Source organism: Haloferax sp. AB510 (assembly GCF_024136985.1).
In the GTDB taxonomy this organism is placed as follows: domain Archaea; phylum Halobacteriota; class Halobacteria; order Halobacteriales; family Haloferacaceae; genus Haloferax.
This window is the reverse complement of sequence record NZ_JAMYJY010000020.1, coordinates 1-18206: the sequence shown is the minus strand read 5'-3', so window position 1 is coordinate 18206 and position 18206 is coordinate 1. Positions and strand designations below refer to the sequence as shown.

The window sequence follows — 18206 nt, the reverse complement described above, 5'->3', positions numbered from 1 at the left end:
GAACACGCGGTTCGCGCGACCCCGGAAGCCGGGGCCAGCGCCGCCGCCGTCGGTGCGATTCGGTCGCTCATTATTGTAGGGGCATAGCCCCCTACCACACCATCTCTCCGTCCCGCGTATTCGCACCGTTTTCAGACACGTCCGCAGTCCCCACAATGGCGCACCAGCACCACACGCAGTCACCAGACAGTCCGTATCGACGACCGACTACACACCACGGAGCCCACACATGAGCGAACGAACCGCAGCCACGACCGACCCCGACGCGACCGACGGGGCAGACGATTCGACCGAGACACCGACCGAGATCACCTCGGGTTCGACGTCAGTCGTCCGCGCCCTCGAAAACGCCGGCGTCGAGACCGCGTTCGGCGTGCAGGGCGGGGCGATAATGCCCATTTACGACGCGCTGTACCACTCTGACATCCGTCACGTGACGATGGCCCACGAGCAGGGCGCGGCGCACGCGGCCGACGCGTACGGCGTCGTTCGCGGCGACCCCGGCGTCTGTCTCGCCACGTCCGGTCCGGGCGCGACCAACCTCGTGACCGGCATCGCCGACGCGAACATGGACTCCGACGCGGTGCTCGCGCTCACGGGACAGGTCCCGTCCGACATGGTCGGCTCCGACGCGTTCCAGGAGACCGACACCACGGGCGTCACCGCGCCCATCACGAAGCACAACTACTTCGCCTCGTCGCCCGATACCGTCGGCGACACCGTCGGCGAAGCGTTCGCGCTCGCCGCGGAGGGCCGACCCGGCCCGACGCTCGTCGACCTCCCGAAGGACGTCTCGCTCAACGAGACGACCGCGAGCCCGGTCCGGCGCAGGCACCCGAGACGTGCCGCGCCCGCACCGACCCGGCCGACTCGCAGGTCGAGGCCGCAGCGCGCGCAATCGAGCGCGCGGAGAAGCCCCTCCTGCTGTTCGGTGGCGGCGTCGTCAAGGCCGACGCAACCGAGGTCGCCCGGCAGTTCGCGACCGAGCACCGGATTCCGGTCGTCACCACGATGCCCGGAATCGGCGCGATGCCGGAGGACCACGAACTCTGCCTGTCGTGGGCGGGGATGCACGGCACCGGCTACGCCAACATGGCCATCACGCACACCGACTGCCTCATCGCGGTCGGTACGCGGTTCGACGACCGCCTGACCGGCGGTATCGACACGTTCGCGCCCGAGGCCGAGGTCGTCCACATCGACATCGACCCGGCGGAAATCTCGAAGAACGTCCACGCGGACTACCCGGTCGTCGGCGACGCCGGCCGCGCCATCGAGCGCGTCGACGCCGAACTCGACGAGGGCCCTGACGCCCGCGAGTGGGTCGACCAGTGCCTCACGTGGAAAGACGAGTACCCGATGGACTACGCGGCCCCGGACAACGAGCCGCTGAAGCCGCAGTTCGTCGTCGAGGCGCTCGACGAGGCCACGCCCGACGAGACCATCGTCACGAGCGGCGTCGGCCAACACCAGATGTGGGCCGCCCAGTACTGGACGTTCACCGAGCCGCGGCGGTGGGTTTCGTCCCACGGCCTCGGCACGATGGGCTACGGTTTGCCCGCCGCAATCGGCGCGCGGGTCGCGGCCGACGACGACGAGACGGTCGTCTGCGTCGACGGCGACGCCTCGTTCCTGATGACGATTCAGGAGCTGTCGGTCGCCGTCCGCGAGAACCTCGACATCACCGTCGCCATCCTGAACAACGAGTACATCGGGATGGTCCGCCAGTGGCAGGACGCCTTCTTCGAGGGCCGACGCATGGCCGCCGGCTACGAGTGGTGTCCCCAGTTCGACAAGCTCGCCGAGGCGTTCGGCGCGCGCGGTTGGACCGTCGACTCCTACGAGGAGGTCCCCGACGCCATCGAGGAAGCGCTCGCGTACGACGGCCCCTCGGTCATCGACTTCCACGTCGACCCGGCGGAGAACGTCTACCCGATGGTCTCCTCGGGCGGCGCGAACGGCAAATTCGCACTCTCGGAGGACCAGCTATGAGCGACAATCGGACAGGACTGCAAGGCCCCGCGCCCGACGAGCGGCCACACCCCGACGGCCGACGCAACGCGCAGGGTATCCGCATCGACCCCGAAGCGGAATCGGAACACGAACCGCGGCGAACGGTCTTTTCGGCCATCGTCGAGGACGAACCCGGCGTGCTCTCGCGCGTCGCCGGCCTCGCCGCCCGCCGCCAGTTCAACATCGAGAGCCTCACCGTGGGTCCCACGACCGTCGAGGGGCACTCCCGCATCACGATGGTCGTCGAGGAGCCCGAACCGGGCATCGACCAGATAGAAAAACAGCTCGCGAAGCTCAAGCCCGTCATCTCCGTCGGCGAGTTGGACGACGACGCCGTTCGCGCGGAACTCGTCCTCCTGAAGGTCCGCGGCGAGGACCCCGACAAGGTCCACGCCATCACGGAGATGTACGACGGCCGCACCCTCGACGCCGGCCCAGAGACCATCACGGTCCAACTCAGCGGCGACGAGCGGAAGATAGACGACGCCGTGGACGCGTTCCGGCGGTTCGGCATCATCGAAATCGCCCGGACCGGCCAGACCGCGCTCGCCCACGGCTCGAAGAAGACCGTCCCCGGAGAGGAACCCGGAACCTCCGGCGAACCCACCAAACCCAACACAAACACGCAATGACAGAACTCACCACGGAAGTTTACTACGACGACGACGCCGACCGCTCCCAAATCGACGACAAGACCGTAGCCGTCATCGGCTACGGCAGCCAGGGCCACGCCCACGCGCAGAACCTCGCCGACAGCGGGGTCGACGTGGTTGTCGGCCTCCGCGCCAGCTCTTCGTCCCGCGCCGCCGCGGAAGCCGACGGCCTCCGCGTCAAGGAGCCGGCAGAGGCGGCCGCCGAGGGCGACATCGTCTCGATTCTCGTCCCCGACACCGTCCAGCCGGCGGTGTTCGAGGAGATTCGAGACTCCCTCGACGCCGGCGACACGCTCCAGTTCGCCCACGGCTTCAACATCCACTACAACCAGATTCGGCCCCCGGAAGACGTCGACGTGACGATGGTCGCGCCGAAGTCGCCGGGCCACCTCGTCCGCCGCAACTACGAGGCGAACGAGGGGACGCCGGGTCTCATCGCGGTCTACCAAGACGTGACGGGCGACGCCAAGGAAGAAGCGCTGGCCTACGCGCACGGCCTCGGCTGCACCCGCGCGGGCGTCATCGAGACGACGTTCCAAGAGGAGACCGAGACCGACCTGTTCGGCGAGCAGGCCGTCCTCTGCGGCGGCGTCACCTCGCTGGTCAAGCAGGGCTACGAGACGCTCGTCGACGCGGGCTACTCCCCCGAGATGGCGTACTTCGAATGCCTGAACGAACTGAAACTCATCGTCGACCTGATGTACGAAGGCGGGCTCGGCGAGATGTGGGACTCGGTCTCCGACACGGCCGAGTTCGGCGGGCTGACCCGCGGCGACCGCGTCGTCGACGAGCACGCCCGCGAGAACATGGAGGAGATTCTGGAGGAGGTCCAAGACGGTACCTTCGCCCGCGAGTGGATTCTGGAGAACCAGGCGGGCCGCCCGTCGTACTCCCAGCTCAAGGACGCAGAAGAGAACCACCACATCGAACAGGTCGGCGCGCCGCTGCGCGACCTGTTCGCGTGGGCCGACGACGAAGAAGAAGCGGACGCGGAGAAAGCCGAAGCACCGGCGGACGACTGAACACGACACCAATGACACGCGACGACACGACCGACCGAATGCGAGACATCAGCCACACGAACCCCTATACGGGCGAGACGTTCACCACGGTCTACGAGCGCGGCCCGGCCGTCACCGACGGCGGTCAGAGCGACGCGACGCCCGCGACGGACACGGACGCGACCGAGACCGAGACGATGGGCGACGTGGACCACACGCCCCGCAACGGCGAGGGTGCGAACCAGGTCTGGGAACGCGGCCACGACGACCGCGTCGTACCGGGTGACGGACATGAGTGAGGGAACGCTGTACGACAAGGTCTGGGAGGAACACACGGTCTCGGAGCTTCCGACCGGCCAGACGCAGTTGTTCTGCGGCCTGCACCTCATCCACGAGGTGACGAGCCCGCAGGCGTTCGGCATGCTGCAGGAGCGCGACCTCGAAGTCGCTTACCCGAACCGGACGCACGCGACGGTCGACCACATCGTCCCCACGTCGGACCAGTCGCGGCCGTTCCGCGACGACGCCGCAGAGGAGATGATGGCCGAACTCGAACAGAACGTCCGCGACGCCGGCATCAACTTCTCGGACCCGACCTCGGGCGAACAGGGTATCGTCCACGTCATCGGGCCCGAGAAGGGACTCACCCAACCCGGCATGACTATCGTCTGCGGCGACAGCCACACGTCGACCCACGGCGCGTTCGGGGCGCTCGCGTTCGGTATCGGCACGAGCCAGATTCGCGACGTGCTGGCGACCCAGACGGTCGCGATGGAGAAAAAGAAGGTTCGGAAGATCGAGGTCACGGGCGAACTCGGCCCCGGCGTCGAGGCCAAGGACGTCATCCTCGAAATCATCCGTCGTCTCGGGACCGAAGGCGGCGTCGGCTACGTCTACGAGTACGCCGGCGAGGCCATCGAGAACCTCGATATGGAAGGCCGGATGAGCATCTGTAACATGTCCATCGAAGGCGGCGCTCGTGCGGGCTACGTCAACCCCGACGAGACCACCTACGACTGGCTGAAAGACACCGAGTACTTCCAAGAGAACCCCGAGCGGTTCGACGAACTCAAGCCGTACTGGGAGTCCATCCGCTCCGACGAGGACGCCGAGTACGACGACGTCGTCACCATCGACGGCTCCGAACTCGAACCCGTCGTCACGTGGGGGACCACGCCCGGACAGGGCGTCGGTATCACCCAGCCCATTCCGGCCCCCGAAGACCTGCCCGAGGAGAAGCAGGACACCGCCCGGATGGCGCAGGAGCACATGGGCGTCACGCCCGGCGAGACGATGGAAGGCTACGAAATCGACGTGGCGTTCCTCGGTTCGTGTACGAATGCCCGGATGCCCGACCTCCGCCGCGCGGCGGGGGTCGTGAAGGGACGACAGGTCGCGGACAGCGTCCGTGCGATGGTCGTCCCCGGCAGCCAGCGCGTCAAGGCCGCCGCGGAGGCGGAGGGTCTCGACGAGATATTCACGGAAGCCGGCTTCGAGTGGCGGGAGGCGGGCTGTTCGATGTGTCTCGGCATGAACGAGGACCAACTGGAGGGCGACGAGGCCTCCGCGTCCTCGTCGAACCGCAACTTCATCGGTCGGCAGGGGTCGAAAGACGGCCGCACCGTCCTGATGAACCCGCGCATGGTCGCCGCCGCGGCCGTCACCGGGCACGTGACTGACGTGCGCGAACTGAAGGAGGTGAGCGTCGCATGACCGACGAGATTCCCGAAATCGACTCCGCGTCCGGCTCCGGCGTTCCCATCCGCGGCAACGACATCGACACGGACCAGATCATCCCGGCGCGATTCATGAAGGTCGTCACGTTCGACGGCCTCGGCGAGTTCGCGTTCTTCGACCAGCGCTACGACGAGAACGACGAACCGAAGGACCACCCGATGAACGAGCCGCAGTTCCAGGACGCCTCCATCATGGTCGTCAACGCCAACTTCGGCTGTGGCTCCTCTCGGGAGCACGCCCCGCAGGCGCTCATGCGCTGGGGCATCGACGCCATCATCGGTGAGTCGTTCGCCGAGATCTTCGCGGGCAACTGCCTCGCGCTCGGTATCCCGACGGTCACCGCCGACCACGACACCATCACCGAACTGCAGGACTGGGTCGACGAGCACCCGGATGCAGACATCGACGTGGACGTGGAAAACGAGACGGTCACCTACGGCGAGAAGACCGTGGACGTGACCGTCGACGACGCACAACGGAAGGCGCTCACCGAGGGCGTCTGGGACACGACGGCGCTCATGAAGTCGAACGCCGACGCGGTCGCCGAGAAAGCCGCTTCCCTGCCCTACGTCGATGACTGAGGAAATCGTCGTCATCCCCGGCGATGGCATCGGCGCGGAGGTCATCCCGGCGGCGGTTGACGTGCTGAAGGCGGTCGGCGACTTCGAGTTCGTCGAGGCCGACGCCGGCGACCACGTGAAAGAAGAGACCGGCGAGGCGCTCCCGCAGGAGACGTACGACCTCGCCGCCGAGGCCGACGCGACGCTGTTCGGCGCGGCCGGCGAGACCGCGGCGGACGTTATCCTGCCGCTTCGGACTGCGGTGGACTCCTTTGTCAACGTCCGCCCGGCGAAGGCCTACCCCGGCGTCGACGCGCTCCGACCGGAGACGGACCTCGTCTTCCTCCGGGAGAACACGGAAGGCGTCTACGCCGGCCACGAAGACCGGCTCTCTGACGACCTCTCGACGCTCACGCGCGTCGTCACCACCTCGGCGTCCGAGCGACTCGCCGAGTACGCCTGCGACTACGTCGGCGGCGAGGGCGGCAGTTTCCAGGTCGCCCACAAGGCGAACGTGATGCGCGAGACGGACGGTCGCTTCCGCGACGCCGTCGTCTCCGTCGCCGACGAGCGCGGCGTCGAGGCAGAGGAGGTCCTGATGGACGCCTTCGCGACGCGCGTCTGTCTCGACCCCACGCAGTTCGACACCATCGTCTGCCCGAACCTCGCGGGCGACGTGCTGTCCGACCTCGCCGCCGGCCTCGTCGGCGGTCTCGGACTGCTCCCCTCGGCGAACATCGGCCCGGACGCCGCGCTGTTCGAACCGGTTCACGGCTCCGCGCCCGACATCGCCGGCGAGGGCATCGCCAACCCGGCCGCGACGATTCTGTCCGCGGCGATGCTGCTCGACTACCTCGACTACGAGGACGAAGCCGACCGCGTCCGGTCGGCCGTCGAAGGCGTCCTCGCCGACGGGCCGCGCACGCCCGACCTCGGCGGCGACGCCTCCACGGAGGACGTGACCGCCGCGGTTCTCGACCGACTCTGAGCGCCGGCGACCCACCGAATCGGCGGTTCGACGTTCGTTTCGAGCGTTCTCGTTTTCGTTTTTGATCGTTTTCTCACCAACGAACACGCCGTTTTCGTTCTTGTGTGAGATACGGCTGTTTCGAGCAAATACGGGCGGAATCCAACATAAACAATTAACACTACTCCCCGACTTACCTTCCACCTAACGAGGAATCGCTACCGATGTTACCAGCAGAGCGCAAACGCCGCATCGTCGAGCTCGTCTCCGACTCGGACGGCCGCTCGGTCGAGTCGCTGTCCGACCACCTCGGCTATTCGAAGGCGACGATACGACGTGACCTGCGCGAACTCGAAGACCGTGGGCTCATCGAGCGGTCGCACGGCGGAGCCGTCCCCGTGACCTCCGTCGGGCGCGAGCAGACCTACGGGCAGAAGGAAGTACAGAATCTCGAAGGAAAACGCGCGATCGCCGACCGCGCGGTCGAGGAACTGGCCGAGGGACAGGTCGTGTTCTTCGACGCCGGGACGACCACGATGGAGGTGGCGCGGAAGGTCCCCAAGGACGGGACGATACTCGGCGTCACCAACTCGCCGCGGCTCGCCATCGAACTGAACGAAGAGGAAAACGAGGTCAAACTCACGGGCGGGACGCTCCGCCGGCGGACGAAAGCGCTCGTGGGACCGACCGCGGAGTCGTTCATGGAGCGGACGAACTTCGACCTGCTGTTCCTCGGCACGAACGGGCTGGACGTGGAGTCCGGCCTCACGACCCCGAACGAGGACGAGGCGCGGATGAAGGAGCTGATGGTGGAAAAGGCCGCGAAAGTCGTCCTCGTCGCTGATCTCTCGAAGCTCGGCCGCCGGAGCTTCGTCCAGTTCGCATCGCTCGAAGATATCGACCTGATTATCACCGACGGAACGCTCGACGACGACTCTCGCGAGGAGATTGAGAGCGCGGGCGTCACCGTCGTCGACGGAGTTGCACGATGATTCTCACAGTCACCCCGAACCCAGCAGTAGACCACACGATTCACTTCGACGAACCGCTTCAGCCCGGCGTCGTCCACCGGACCGACGACGCGGTGTTTACCGCGGGCGGCAAGGGTATCAACGTCGCCAAGTACGTCTCGGCGCTCGATGCCGACGTGACCGCCTCGGGCTTTCTCGGCGGCCACTTCGGGAAGTTCGTCCGCGATCGACTCGACGCCGACGGCATCGCCTCGGACTTCGTCACCGTCGACGCGGACACGCGCCTGAACACGACCGTGCTCGCGGAGGACGGCGAGTACAAACTCAATCACAACGGCCCGCAGATTCGTGCAGCCGACGTGGACGAACTCGTCGAAACCGCGCAGGCGAACGAGCCGGACACGCTCCTCGTCGGCGGTAGCCTCCCACCGGGGATGTCTCTCGCCGATGTCGATAGACTCGCCCGCGCGGGCGACTGGCAGATAGCGGTGGACATGGGCGGGGAGTACCTCGCCGAACTGGAGGCCGACTACTACGTCTGCAAACCCAATCGCTCGGAACTCGCGGCGGCGACGGGTCGAACTGTCGAGACCGAAGCCGACGCCATCGAGGCCGCCGAGGAACTTCACGCGCGCGGGTTCGAGTACGTGTTAGCCTCGCTCGGCTCGGACGGCGCGCTCCTCGTCACCGACAGCGAGGTCCTCTCTGCGCCTGCGCTCGACGTTGAGGTCGTGGACACAGTCGGCGCGGGCGACGCCGTCATGTCCGGGTTCCTCGCCGCGCGCGAACACGGACTGTCGGACGCCGATGCCCTCCGAATGGGCGTGTTGACCGCGTCCCGCGTCGTCGGGGTCGCTGGCACCCGCGTTCCGAACCTCGAAGACGTGCTGACGAACGAAACGCACGTCGAGGTGACGACCGTTCGGAGCCGGTGATTCTCAGATGAACGTTTGTTAACGATCGAAACGCTCAGTAACGTTCATATTCGAAAGGGTTTTTGAGCACATTTGCGTACGTTCTTTCGTAGGGGTGGCAACACTATGGCAAACGACGCAGAAGACGCAGTTCGGTCCTACCTCACTTCGGTGAAGGAGGACCTGATGACTGGGGTATCGTTCATGATTCCGTTCGTGACTATCGGCGGAATCTTCCTGGCGCTGGGCTACGCGGTAGCCTCGCTTTCGAACAACGTACAAGACGTATTCAACAGCACGGGGACCGCCGGCTGGTTCCTCGCGCAGATCGGCGTCGCTGGGCTGACGCTGATGGTTCCGGTGCTCGGCGCGTACATCGCGTACGCAATCGCCGACCGACCGGGCCTCGCACCGGGGTTCATCCTGTCGTACATCATCCAGCAGGGTAACGTCCTGCAGGCGGCCGGTGACGTCATCGGCCTTCAGGGTGGCTCCGCCGGGGCGGGCTACCTCGGCGCTATCGTCGCCGGGTTCCTCGCCGGCATCGTCGCGCGCTGGTTCAAGCAGCGCGACGTGCCCGAGTTCATCGCGCCGATGATGCCCGTGCTCCTCATCCCGGTGGCGACCACGGCGGTCCTCACGCCCATCATGCTGTTCGTGCTGGGCGTTCCGATCTCCATCGCCAACGCGGGGCTCACCGAGTTCCTGAGCAACATGCAGGGCGGCGGCCAAGCCATCGTTCTCGGGGCCATCCTCGGGGCGATGATGGCGGCCGACATGGGCGGACCCATCAACAAGGTCGCCTACGTGTTCTCCGTCGGCCTCATCTCCGAGGGCGTCACCGCGCCGATGGCCGCGGTCATGATCGCGGGTATGGTCCCGCCGATCGGCCTCGCGCTGTCGAACTTCATCGCGCCGCAGAAGTACGCGGCCGAGATGTACGAGAACGCCAAGAGCGGCGTGCTCCTCGGCTTCTCGTTCATTACTGAGGGTGCGATTCCGTACGCGGCGGCCGACCCCGCCCGCGTCATCCCGAGTGTCATCGCCGGCAGCGCCGTCGCCGGCGCGGCCTCGATGGCGCTCGGCGTGAACATGCCGGCTCCGCACGGCGGCATCTTCGTGGTTCCGCTGTCGAACCAGCCGTTCATGTTCATCGCGTGCATCCTACTGGGCTCCATCGTGACCGCCGTCATCGCGACGGCCATCAAGCCGAACTTCGACGCCAAGGTCGCGGCCCAGAGCTCCGACGACTGACCACACCGAACTAATCTTTCCAGACTCGAACGAAGTACAATACAATGGACGTCACTGACATCAGCACCATCACACCGCTCGAACTGATCTCGCTCGAAGAGCCGCCGGCGACGAAGGAGGGAGCCATCGAGTTCCTCCTCGACCTCGCCGTCGACGCCGGCCGCGTCGACGACCGCGACGCCGCGCTCGACGCCCTCCTCGAACGCGAGGAAGAGGCGACGACCGGCGTCGGCTTCGGCATCGGCATCCCGCACGCGAAGACCGACGCCGTCTCGAAGCCGACGGTCGCCTTCGCGCGCTCGACCGAGGGCATCGACTTCGACGCCATGGACGACAAGCCGGCGAAGCTCCTGTTCATGATTCTCGTCCCCGCGGCGGGCGGCGAGGACCACCTGCAGATTCTGAGCGCTCTCTCGCGGTCGCTCATGCACGAGGACGTACGCGAGAAGCTCCTCGAAGCCGAAAGCAAGCAGACCGTTCAGGACGTGCTCGCCGAGGTGGTCGAGTGATGGAGCGGACCGTCACGGTCGTCCCCGAAGACGGGCTTCACGCCCGCCCGGCCTCGCAGTTCGTCGAGACCGCGAACTCCTTCGACGCCGACATCCAGCTCGGCCGCGCCGACGAGGGCGACCTCGTCCCCGCCGCCAGCATGCTCGCCGTCACCGGTCTCGGCGTCGGCCACGACGAGTCCGTGCGCCTCGCCGCCGAGGGTGACGACGCGGAAGCGGCACTCGACGCCCTAGAGGACATCCTTTCGACGCCTGAAGCCAAACAGTAAGCCATGACCGAACGAACCCTCTCCGGCATCGGCGTGACACCGCTTTCGGGCGTCGGCACCGTCGTCTGGTACCGACCGGACGCCGACCTCCCCGAACCGCCGGCCGCCGAAGACGTGGACGCGGAAGCCGAACTCGCGCGCTTCGAGGACGCCCGCGCGGCCGCCGAGGACGAACTCGAAGCCGAGCGCGAGCGGACCGCCGAGCGCGTCGGCGAGGAGGAGGCCGCGGTGTTCGACGCGCACGTCCAGTTCCTCAACGACCCGCAGATAACCGACGGCGTCACCGACGCCATCGAGGGCGGGCTCCCGGCCGAACACGCCGTGCAGGAGACGTTCTCCGAGTTCGTTGAGCAGTTCGAGAACATGGGCGGTCGCATGGGCGAGCGCGCCGACGACCTCCGCGACGTGCGCGACCGGCTCGTGCGCGTCCTCTCGGACGACGAGCGGGTCGACCTCTCGTCGCTGCCGGAGGGGAGCGTCGTCGTCGCCGAGCGCCTCACGCCGAGCGACACGGCGCAGCTCGACCCCGAGCGCGTCGCCGGCTTCGTCACGGTGACGGGCGGCCGCACCTCCCACGCGGCCATCTTCGCGCGCTCGCTCGCCCTGCCGGCCATCGTCGGCGTGGGCGAGGAACTCCAGTCCGTCGAGGACGGCGCAGAAGTCGTCGTCGACGGCGAGTCGGGCGACTTCGTGGTCGACCCGAGCGACGAGCGGAAAGAGGCCGCCGCGGCCGCCGCCGACGTGGACATCCGACACGAGTCGGTCGAGACCGCAGACGGCGTCGAAATCGAGATCGCCGCCAACATCGGCACGCTGGCGGACCTCGGGCCGGCCGTCGACCGCGGGGCCGACGGCGTCGGCCTGTTCCGCACCGAATTCCTCTTCCTCGACCGCGAGTCGCCGCCGGACGAAGACGAGCAGTACGAAGCGTACGTCGAGGCGCTCGAATCCTTCGACGGCGGGCGCGTCGTCGTCCGGACGCTCGACATCGGCGGCGACAAGCCGGTCCCGTACCTCGACCTGCCCGACGAGGAGAACCCGTTCCTCGGCGAGCGCGGCATCCGCCGGTCGCTCGGCCCGGACGCGGACCTCTTCGAGACGCAGGTGCGCGCACTGCTGCGCGCGGCGGCCAGCGCCGACGGGGCGAACCTGTCGGTGATGCTCCCGCTCGTCTCGACGGTCGAGGAGCTTCGCGCCGGCCGAGAGCGGTTCGAGTCGATTGCGGCCGACCTCGACGCCGAGGGCGTCGAAAACGAACTGCCCGAGTTCGGCATCATGGTCGAGACGCCCGCCGCGGCGTTCATGGCCGACCAGTTCGCGCCGCACGTCGACTTCCTCAGTATCGGGACGAACGACCTCGCGCAGTACGTGATGGCCGCCGAGCGCGGCAACGAGCGCGTCTCGGACCTCGGCGACTACCGACAGCCGGCGGTCCTCCGCGCCATCGACGCCACCGTCTCGGCGACCGAGGGCGAGGACTGCTGGGTCGGCATGTGCGGCGAGATGGCCGGCGACCCGGATCTCACCGAACTGCTCGTCGGGCTCGGCCTCGACGAACTGAGCATGAGCGCCGTGACGGTGCCGCAGGTCAAGGCGGCCGTCGCGGAGACCGACACCGCGGACGCCCGCGAGCTCGCGGAACGCGTCCTGCAGGCCGACACCAAGGCTGAAGTCGCGGAAATCCTTACACTAGACCAATGAAACTCGTCGCAGTCACATCCTGTCCGACCGGAATCGCACACAGCCAGATGGCGGCCGAGAACCTCCTGCAGGCCGGCGAGCGCCTCGGCCACGACATCGACGTCGAGGTCCAGGGCGCGATGGGCACGCAGGACGAACTGTCCTCGGACGCCATCGCCGAGGCCGACGCGGTCATCATCACCTCGGACACGTCGGTCAGCCGCGACCGCTTCGACGGCAAACTCGTCGTCAAGGGGACGGTCAAAGACGGCGTCAACAACGCCGAAGCCGTCGTGAAGAAGGCGGTCGAACTCGCCGAGGCCGGCAAGACCGGTTCGGTCACGTTCGGAAGCGGCGACGACGGCGAGGACGCCGACACCGACGCCGGTTCCGACGACTCGTCCAGCGACGACACGGAATCGGACGAACCCGTGCGCCGCGGCGGCGACCCCGAGAAGGGACTGTTCGCCCGCCTGAAGAAGCTGTTCTCGTAACGCTCACCGGCGTTTTTCCCGTTTTTCGCTCATCCCCAGCGGCGGCGCTCTCTCGGAGACGAAAATTAACTCGAACGCGAACAAACGAAAACGTGCAGAATCGAAACTCGCTTCCCATACATTATTAGTCTCGCAGTCGTTGACGAAACCGAGGTGAACGCATAATGCCGTTCTACGGCGGGGAGGAACTCGCCACAGTGTACGACGAGGCGCTCGACGAAGGATTCGGCCTCATCGCGAGTAACATCGCGGAGCCGAACATTATGATGGGTCTCATGGAGGGAGCCGACCGGATGGACTCGGACCTCCTGTTGCAGATGAGCGGTGGTGCCTGCCGGTTCGCCGGTGACGGCGACGCCGTTGCGGGCCTGAAAGCCATGGGGAACTACATCGAGACCATCGCCGAGCGGTACGACATCGGCGTCTTCCTCAACATGGACCACCAGACGGACCTCGAGTTCATCGAGCAGCAGATCGAACTCGACATCCCGTCGTCCATCATGATCGACGCCTCCCACGAGCCGTTCGACGAGAACGTCGCGACGAGCCGCGAGGTCGTCGAGATGGTCGAGGCCGCGGGCTCCGACGTGCTCATCGAGGCCGAACTCGGCCAGATCAAGGGCGTCGAGGACGAAATCGAGGCCGAAGAGGCGTTCTACACGGACCCCGAACAGGCCGTCGAGTTCGTCGACAAGACGGGCGCGGACCTGCTCGCCATCTCCGTCGGCACGCAGCACGGCGTCGCCAAGGGCAAGGACCTCGAACTCCGCCCGGACCTCGCCCAGGACATCCGGCAGGCCCTGCGCGACCACGGCCTCGACACGCCGCTCGTCCTCCACGGCTCTTCGGGCGTCCAGCCCGACCAACTGCAGGAGATGCTCAAACACGGCATCTGCAAGGTCAACAAGGACACCCGCTACCAGTACGAGTACACGCGCACCGCCTACGACCTCTACAGCGAGGACCCCAACGCCATCGTCCCGCCAGAGGGCGTCGAGGACGCCCGCGACACGTTCTTCAACGAGACCGAGTGGTCGCCGAACAAGGACGTGTTCGACCCCCGCGTTGTCGGTCGCGACATCCGCGAGCGCATCGCCGACGTGCACGCCGGGCTGACCGAGGTCTCCGGCAGCGCCGGCCAGTCCCTGTTCAAGTAACCCGCGCGGGCGGTGATTCGTTCACCGTCGAGCGTTCACCGCGTCCGCACGGCGGACCGGAACCGGTTGTCGTCTCTACCCGGCACTCCGCCGGCTCTTCGTTTCGATACGTCTCCCGCCCAGCGGCGGCGCTCTCGATGCTCGACAGCGGTCGAATCCGCCGCCCCACGTCGCTTAAGGTGTCACGCGGCGTGGGTGTAGGTATGCCGCAGATTCACCTCGACGACGAGACGGTCGCCCGACTCGACGCGCTCCGCGAGGACGACGAGGAGTACGACGACCTCATCAACGAACTGATGAACATCTACGAGGCGAGTGAGCGGACGCTGTTCCACGCCGGCGACGAGTACTGAGCCGTCGCCCCCGACGCTCCGTCAGCCATGCGACTGATTCGTGGTGGGTCGTTACAATCCGAGCCACCGCGCGAGGGCTCCCGCGAGGAGCACCAGTGCGCCGGCGATAAACGTGCCGGGAATCGGTAGCACGAACAGGAGTCCACCGAACGCGAAGACCAGCGTTGACGGTTTCATCTGGCGAGGACGTCGCGTCCGGAGCCGGTTACTAATTGTGGCCCTCGAACGGAATGTCGTCTTTGGCCACCAAGTGAGCGCGTCGCCACCGCCGGTCGGTTGCTCCGCTATTCGAGGTAGCTGACGCGGACCTGATTCCACTTACCCTTCTTTTCGAGGTGGTCTTGGAGCGCGTCGGCGTACTCCTGGGTGAGTCGCTCCGCGTCCTCCAGTTTCTCCTGTTCTCCCTTCTTGCCGCCGCCGCCCATACCGAGCGCGCCCTTGATGGAGTCGACGATGCTGCCGCCGCCCGACGACGAGTCACCTCCTCCGCCGCCCATCGCGCCCATCTGGCTGCGGATGTTGTCGAGTTCGGGGATAATCTGCGGGACTTTCTCCGTGTCGGCGACGATGCGCGCCTCCTCGGGGTCGTCCGCGTTCTCGATTTCGAACTCGGTCGCCGTCATGATGAGACCCCACTCCTGACTGTTGAACCGGGAGTTCATCACCTGGTCGTTGAACTCGCGGTCCACCGTCATTCGGTCGCCGACGATGCTGTCGGTCCAATGTGCCATGTGCACACGTCGTCGGCCGGTCGGTATCAGAGTTGCGGGGCCGACCGCCGACGGCGGCGACCGCGTCCCAGCCAGCCGACGAGACGCCGGGGCGAATTGCCTCCCACGCGGGTTTAATGCGGTTGGGTGACGACCCCGAATCATGGAGCGGTACGACCTCCTGTACAGACTGTACGGGAACTTCGACGCGGACGCGGTCCGGGACGCACAGGACTTCGTCGACCTCTTGCCGCCGCTCGGCTCGCAGGTGGCACTGTCGCACTGGCAGGCGGTCGACGACGAACTCACGGCGAAGAAAGACCGCATCCGTCGGGCGCTCTCCGACGGCGACCGCTACGCCGAACTCGCCGCGCGTGCGACGCGGGACCAGGCGTTCACCGCCCTCGACCTCTACACGAAGTACGGCCGGGCGGTGAACGCGCTCGTCTTGGACGTGGACGAGACGCTGCGCTCTGCGGGGCAGACCGACAACGAGATTCCGCGCGAGGTGCTGCACCTCCTCACGCAGTTCCACGAGGAGGGCGTCCCCATCGTCATCTGCACCGGCCAGACCCTGGAGAACGTCAAGGGCTTCGCCATCCAGGGATTGGGCAACGAACTCGTCCACTCGGGGAACGTGAGCATCGTCTACGAGGCGGGCACCGGCGTCTTCACGCCCGGCCACGGCTCCGACACGAAGCGGCTCCTCTACGAGACGCTCGACGACCCGGTGCAGTCGGTCTTCGAGTCGGTTCGCGGGCGCGTCATCAGCGACCTCCCCGACGCGCTCCGCGGTGGCGTTCACCTGCAGGGCAACGAGTTCAACGTCACGCTCAAGCCGAACTTCGAGACCGGCAGCGACGACGCCGAGGAAGTCATCGACGGCGCGCTCGTCTACCTGTTGGACCTCCTCGGCGAGGCGCTCACCGACGACCCCGCCGGCCCCGACTGGGCGCGGGCGTACTTCGCGGAGCGCGACCCGGAGATAGCGGGCGTGCTCGACGACCGCGACGCGCTTCCCGACTCGGAGGCGGCGGAGATTCCCGAGGACGCGCGGCGGACGCTGGAGCGCGTGACGGTCGCGTACTACCACGCCGACGCCGCGGAGCTCTCCGCGGTCGACCTGAACAAGGCGGCGGGCGTCCGCGCCGCGCTCGACGTGCTCGGGGTGGACGACCCGTTCGTCCTCGTGATGGGCGACTCGAAGTCCGACCTCGATGTGATGACGTGGGCCGACGAAAACGAGTGCGGGCTCGCGGCCGCCCCCGAGCACTCCTCTCCGGGTGTGCTCGAACACGTCCGCGAGACCGACGAGCTGGTGTTTCCCCGCGGCGACGCCGCCTCGGTGCTCCGGACCGCCTACGCCCTCAATCTCTTAGTCGACTGAGGTGGCCGCGCCGTACCGGCGTCTGGTGACTACACCATGCACACCCCGATGTCGTCACCCGAGTCATCACCGGTATCGCCGTCACCGTCACCCGAGTCGTCGGTGGTCGAACCGTCGTTCGTGGCGTCGTCCGTACTGTCGTCGCTCGAATCGTCGGACGAGTTCTCATCGGTCGAAGTGTCGTCAGACGAGTCGTCGGAAGACGAGTCGTCGCTGTCGTCGTTCGAGCTCGAACTGCTGCGCTTCTTCGAGGACTTCTTCGTCGTCGAGTCGGTGTCGTCGTCGGCAGCGTCGGTTTCGACCGTCTCGAACGTGCCGGTCGCGTTCTCGGAGTCGTCCGCGGACGAACTGCCGTCGGTATCGTCGGCGTCACCCGAGTCGTCACCGACGACGGGCTCTTCTTGGATTTCAGATTCCTCGTCCGGCGCGTCGTCAGCGCCGGGGTCGGTCACGTCGGCGCCGATACTTCTGTCGGCGTCGTCGGCGGGGGCGGGCGTCTCGGGCGTATTCACGCCGCCGGAGAGGAGGGCGAACACGACGATGACGAGGACGACGGCACCGACGCCGAGTTGGCCGAGGTTCATCGCGCGGCCTCCCGGGAGTCGAAGTCGGGACCCTGTGTCGGTACATCGGTGGCAGTCAGAGACATGGTTCGTCCCGTTATTTGCGTCCCGAGGGTTTCGTTACGAATCGTCTACCCCGGACACCGCCACAGTTCGGGATTCCGTCAGTCGGAGAGCGCGTCCCGCGACGGGCCCCGACGCGAAGTCGTCGCGGGACACGAAAATTCGCGTTCCTAACCCGTGTTAATCCGCGAATACCGCGCCCGTCTGAGTGTCTATTTTCGGCGGACACTCACCGTGAACTGAATGTCCGGAAATCCTGTGGTTATCGCTCGACTACGCGGTGTCGAACTCGGGGAGTCAAGCGCCGGCCTTCGCGCTGATTCGACTCTGCAGTTATGTCCTCGGAACGCGTATATTCGGTGAATGACTGCCTCCATCGACAGAATCGTTGCGCGCGTCTCGCGCTGGCCCGGCGTCGAGACCGCGCCGCACCGCTTCGGCGGAACGGAGTTCCTCGTCGCCGGCAGGGAAATCGGCCACGTCCACGACGCCAGCGTCGTCGATCTCGCGCTCACGAAGCGCGTCCGCGACGTGCTCCTCACCGACGGCCTCGCGGACCCGCACCACGTGCTCCCCGACTCGGCGTGGGTGACCTATCGCGTCCGGAGCGACGCCGACGTGCCGGGCGCGATGCGCCTGCTCAGACTCGCGTATCTCTGGCGACTGCTCGCGCTCCGCCGCCGGGGCGTCGACCTCGACCCGGCGACGGACCCCGACACCGACCTCCGCCGACTCGGCCTCCCCGACGACCTCGACGCGCTCGTCCGAGAGACGTTCCGCGACTCTCTCGACCGACGCGCGCCGGTCTGACCGCTCTTAGGCGAGCCCCGATCGAGGACATGTCTCGGTCGGAAAAACTTTACTAACGTCCGAGTAAACCACTCTGCATGGGTAAGAACTACGCGGAGTTGCACGATCCGAACGCGGAGTACACGATGCGGGAGCTGTCGG

At 66.8% G+C, this 18206-nt stretch carries 20 protein-coding genes and 1 pseudogene; 18 read left to right on the top strand and 3 right to left on the bottom strand.

Annotated elements, in window-relative coordinates; all coding sequences use genetic code 11:
* Positions 1-229: 229 nt before the first annotated feature.
* From ilvB to NKF06_RS05740, 16 genes and pseudogenes are all read left to right on the top strand, one after another.
* Positions 230-1992: pseudogene (gene ilvB, locus NKF06_RS05815) on the top strand (biosynthetic-type acetolactate synthase large subunit).
* The gene (gene ilvN / locus NKF06_RS05810; protein WP_008093383.1) at positions 1989-2645 is read left to right on the top strand and encodes an acetolactate synthase small subunit; all 657 of its coding nucleotides are present in this window, start codon (positions 1989-1991) and stop codon (positions 2643-2645) included. Before ilvB ends, ilvN begins: the two are co-directional and overlap by 4 nt.
* Positions 2642-3688 carry a ketol-acid reductoisomerase gene (ilvC, locus tag NKF06_RS05805; RefSeq protein WP_058827310.1) on the top strand — a complete coding sequence of 349 codons (1047 nt, stop codon included), beginning with the start codon at positions 2642-2644 and terminating at the stop codon, positions 3686-3688. Before ilvN ends, ilvC begins: the two co-directional genes overlap by 4 nt.
* An 11-nt stretch (positions 3689-3699) precedes the next feature.
* The gene (locus NKF06_RS05800; RefSeq protein ID WP_042664520.1) at positions 3700-3966 is read left to right on the top strand and encodes a hypothetical protein; all 267 of its coding nucleotides are present in this window, start codon (positions 3700-3702) and stop codon (positions 3964-3966) included.
* A complete protein-coding gene (leuC, locus tag NKF06_RS05795) occupies positions 3959-5380 on the top strand; it encodes a 3-isopropylmalate dehydratase large subunit (protein ID WP_058827309.1) in 1422 nt (473 codons plus the stop codon). Before NKF06_RS05800 ends, leuC begins: the two co-directional genes overlap by 8 nt.
* Entirely contained in the window at positions 5377-5985 is a 609-nt protein-coding gene (gene leuD / locus NKF06_RS05790; protein ID WP_042664515.1) for a 3-isopropylmalate dehydratase small subunit, read from the top strand. The genes leuC and leuD overlap by 4 nt, the downstream gene beginning before the upstream one ends.
* Complete coding sequence (gene leuB, locus NKF06_RS05785; RefSeq protein WP_253244803.1) at positions 5978-6952, top strand: 3-isopropylmalate dehydrogenase; 975 nt, start codon at positions 5978-5980, stop codon at positions 6950-6952. The genes leuD and leuB overlap by 8 nt, the downstream gene beginning before the upstream one ends.
* A 203-nt stretch (positions 6953-7155) precedes the next feature.
* Positions 7156-7923, top strand: coding sequence for an HTH-type transcriptional regulator GlpR (gene glpR, locus NKF06_RS05780; RefSeq protein ID WP_058827307.1), 768 nt, complete (start codon positions 7156-7158; stop codon positions 7921-7923).
* Entirely contained in the window at positions 7920-8837 is a 918-nt protein-coding gene (pfkB, locus tag NKF06_RS05775) for a 1-phosphofructokinase (RefSeq protein ID WP_253244802.1), read from the top strand. The genes glpR and pfkB overlap by 4 nt, the downstream gene beginning before the upstream one ends.
* 105 nt (positions 8838-8942) lie before the next feature.
* Positions 8943-10070 carry a fructose PTS transporter subunit IIC gene (ptfC, locus tag NKF06_RS05770; protein WP_253244801.1) on the top strand — a complete coding sequence of 376 codons (1128 nt, stop codon included), beginning with the start codon at positions 8943-8945 and terminating at the stop codon, positions 10068-10070.
* Positions 10071-10114: 44 nt separating this feature from the next.
* Complete coding sequence (gene ptfA, locus NKF06_RS05765; RefSeq protein WP_004970773.1) at positions 10115-10579, top strand: fructose PTS transporter subunit IIA; 465 nt, start codon at positions 10115-10117, stop codon at positions 10577-10579.
* Positions 10579-10848, top strand: coding sequence for a phosphocarrier protein HPr (gene ptsH1 / locus NKF06_RS05760; RefSeq protein ID WP_253244800.1), 270 nt, complete (start codon positions 10579-10581; stop codon positions 10846-10848). Before ptfA ends, ptsH1 begins: the two co-directional genes overlap by 1 nt.
* Positions 10849-10851: 3 nt before the next feature.
* On the top strand, positions 10852-12549 hold the full coding sequence (gene ptsP, locus NKF06_RS05755) for a phosphoenolpyruvate--protein phosphotransferase (RefSeq protein ID WP_253244799.1): 1698 nt from the start codon (positions 10852-10854) through the stop codon (positions 12547-12549).
* On the top strand, positions 12546-13022 hold the full coding sequence (gene ptfB, locus NKF06_RS05750) for a fructose PTS transporter subunit IIB (RefSeq protein WP_253244798.1): 477 nt from the start codon (positions 12546-12548) through the stop codon (positions 13020-13022). The genes ptsP and ptfB overlap by 4 nt, the downstream gene beginning before the upstream one ends.
* 164 nt (positions 13023-13186) lie before the next feature.
* Positions 13187-14179 (top strand): class II fructose-bisphosphate aldolase, encoded by a 993-nt coding sequence (fba, locus tag NKF06_RS05745; RefSeq protein ID WP_058827302.1) that lies wholly within the window; start codon positions 13187-13189, stop codon positions 14177-14179.
* Positions 14180-14382: 203 nt separating this feature from the next.
* Positions 14383-14532, top strand: coding sequence for a hypothetical protein (locus NKF06_RS05740; protein WP_004043442.1), 150 nt, complete (start codon positions 14383-14385; stop codon positions 14530-14532).
* 51 nt (positions 14533-14583) lie between these two features.
* Here the strand turns inward: NKF06_RS05740 and NKF06_RS20985 are convergent, their stop codons facing one another.
* Positions 14584-14709: a hypothetical protein gene (locus NKF06_RS20985; RefSeq protein WP_256364940.1), complete on the bottom strand. Its 126-nt coding sequence runs from the start codon at positions 14707-14709 to the stop codon at positions 14584-14586.
* Positions 14710-14816: 107 nt separating this feature from the next.
* Positions 14817-15263 carry a DUF5799 family protein gene (locus NKF06_RS05735; RefSeq protein ID WP_253244797.1) on the bottom strand — a complete coding sequence of 149 codons (447 nt, stop codon included), beginning with the start codon at positions 15261-15263 and terminating at the stop codon, positions 14817-14819.
* A gap of 142 nt (positions 15264-15405) precedes the next feature.
* On the opposite strand from NKF06_RS05735, the gene NKF06_RS05730 reads away from it, so the two are divergent.
* Positions 15406-16629 (top strand): hypothetical protein, encoded by a 1224-nt coding sequence (locus NKF06_RS05730; protein WP_058827300.1) that lies wholly within the window; start codon positions 15406-15408, stop codon positions 16627-16629.
* Positions 16630-16658: 29 nt separating this feature from the next.
* Here the strand turns inward: NKF06_RS05730 and NKF06_RS05725 are convergent, their stop codons facing one another.
* Positions 16659-17213 (bottom strand): hypothetical protein, encoded by a 555-nt coding sequence (locus NKF06_RS05725; RefSeq protein ID WP_253244796.1) that lies wholly within the window; start codon positions 17211-17213, stop codon positions 16659-16661.
* Between the two features lie 405 nt (positions 17214-17618).
* Here NKF06_RS05725 and NKF06_RS05720 point away from each other — a divergent pair, with 405 nt between their 5' ends.
* Positions 17619-18065, top strand: a complete 447-nt coding sequence (locus tag NKF06_RS05720; RefSeq protein ID WP_253244795.1) for a luciferase family protein — start codon at positions 17619-17621, stop codon at positions 18063-18065.
* Positions 18066-18206: the final 141 nt, after the last annotated feature.